Annotated in this window: 1 pseudogene; it reads right to left on the reverse strand. The window is 75.3% G+C overall.

Features of this window, described 5'->3' with window-relative positions:
• Positions 1 to 2,289, reverse strand: a pseudogene (locus ACTT8P_RS38135) (hypothetical protein); the annotation flags it as partial.
• Between the last annotated feature and the right edge of the window lie 117 nt (positions 2,290 to 2,406).

A 2,406-nucleotide genomic window follows, 5' to 3' on the forward strand; every position in this document is an offset into this window, starting at 1 on the left:
CCCGGCGACCGTCGGCGGCCCCGGCACCGGCGGCGCGCTCGGCGCTCCGGGCGCGGCAGGCGCGGTGGGGGCGGGCCGCTGGCCGAACCGCTCCGTCGGCCGGGTGCCGTCGTCCGCGTACAGGTCGAGGGCCAGCCGCACCGGCACCTCGAACTCGTGGCTGTCCTGCCCGGTGCCGATGTAGAACTGGTCGTGCCCGGTGGCCCCGCCCACGGTGTCCCCGTGCGTGACCTGGTGGCCGTACTGGTAGTCGCCGCCGAACCCGATCGAGCCCCAGCCGCCCAGCGGCGCGCTGACGCTGCCCATCGGGCCGATCGCGCCGCCGTAGGACTCGCCGCGCTGCTCGGTGTCGCCGCCGGCCGCCTGTGCCAGGCCCATGGTCTGGATGCCCGGCAGCACCCGGCGGTGCGCGGTCGCCCGGGTGGCGTCCCGCTCGGCGGTGAGCAGCAGCCGGACCCGGCGCACCCCGGTGTCCGTGCTGTTGGGCACCTCGAAGTGCAGCGCGTGCCCGCCGTCGACCATGGCGTCGGTCGCGGCCCGCCGCCCGGTGCGGGAGCGCGCCTCGCGCAGCCGGCGCAGATTGTTGAGCTGGGCGTGCAGCCGGATCTGGTGCTCCGGCTCGTGGTCGCGGACCGCCTGCTTCAGCCGGCCGCCGAGCCCGGCCGGCGCCGGGGCCGTCGGCGCGGGCGGCAGGAAGCCCTCGCGGCGCAGCCACCGCTCGGCCCGGTCGAACAGCACGTCCGTGCCGGTGACGTCGAGCGGCGCCGCGCTCAGCCCGATGCCGTCCAGCCGCTCCAGCGCGTCCGGCAGCTCCCGCACCTCGTCCGCGGCCGGCGGGTGCCCGGTGGCGTCCGCCTTGCTGAGCACCCGCAGGTCCATGCCGTGCCCATGGGCCAGCGGCGGCGCCACGCTCTCGGAGCCGTCCGGCCGGATCAGGGTGACGTGGTAGGTGACGGCGGCCGGCGCGAGGAGGTGGCTGCGGTTGGTGCGGATGGCGTGCATGGTGCCGGCGGCGGAGCTGGCACCGTAGGAGTTGGTCACGGTCGCCGTGGCCTGGCCGCGCAGGCCGACGCTGCCGCCGATCAGGTGCGAGGCGTCCGGGTGCCCCTTGTCGTGGTCGGCGGTGAGCGCGGCGGCACCGGAGCCGGTGAGGGCGAGACCGCTGGTGTACTTCGAGGACAGGTCCACCTTCGAGGTGTTGACCAGGTGGCTCTCCAGGTTGATCTGCCCCGCGGTGCTCTGCCGCTGCGGGGTGCCGACCGTGGGCGTGGTGACGAGGCGCAGCATGCCGACGGCGTTGCCGGCCGCGTCGGTGAGGACGGGCGAGTAGAGGCCGTCCTCCAGTTGCATCGGCAGGGTGCCGCGCAGCACCTGCTCGGAGAGGAAGTCGGCGACCTGCCCGGCGGCGGCCTCGTCGAGGTCGGCGTGGAACGACTGGTGCACGTGCTCGTACAGGGCCCGCGGGTCGATCACCGAGTCGACGCCGTACAGCGGCAGGTCGGCCGGTGCCGCCGGGGCGGGCAGCGAACCGGGCGCCGGGTCGGCGGTGGTGAGGTGGCGCGGGAACCAGATGGTGGTCGGCCCGTGTGAACGCGGGGCGCCCCAGCTGTCCGGAGCGGTCGCGGTGGTGGATGCGGTGGCTGGTGCCGTGGACGCGGGCGGGGCGGTGACCGCGGGGGCGTCGACGCGGACCCGCCAGTCGGTGGTGAACTCCACCGGGTCGGACGGCTCGTTGGAGCGCTGAGCGGAGGTCGTCTGGACGATGTGCGTGACGGTGGTGGAGTCCGACGCCTGGTTGTGGGTGACCGCGCCCGACAGCGTGCCGTCCACGGCCCGCACCGGCGTCGGCGCGCCGACCGGCGTGGAGGCGATCCACGGCACCGTGAACGTCCGGTAGGTGCCCGACGGCTGCCCGGAGAAGTTCTCCCGGGTGCCGAAACCGCGCCGCTCCACATGCTTGTCGGGGTCACGCGAGTCGAAGCGGCCCTGGCGCAGCGAGGCCCGCGGGTCGGACAGGGTCAGCTGCACGTCGACGGTGTGGTCCCGGCCGTCGACGCGGACGGTGACCCGGTGGCCGCCGTTGGCCCGCAGGTAGGGCAGGCTGAGGGCGAGGCTCTCCCGGCTGAGCCGGTCCCGCACCTGGTCGCGCACCGACTCCGGCGGATCGTCGGCATCAAGGCCGAGCGCCTCGTACACCTGCCGGTGCAGCCCCTCGGTGACCTCCTCGGTGAACGGCTCCAGGTACACAAGCCCGACCTTGCCGTCCGGGACCGACCCGTAGGTGTTCACATAGCTCGACGGCAGCACCGTCCGCGGGGGCGGGCTTGCCGTGGGTGCGTGTGAGGTGGGCCAGGTGGGGGGTTGGGTGGCGGGGAGGGGGGTGGTGTCGGGGTCGGTGGGGGTGGG

The organism is Streptomyces sp. JW3, from assembly GCF_052216785.1.
Classification (GTDB): Bacteria; Actinomycetota; Actinomycetes; order Streptomycetales; family Streptomycetaceae; genus Streptomyces.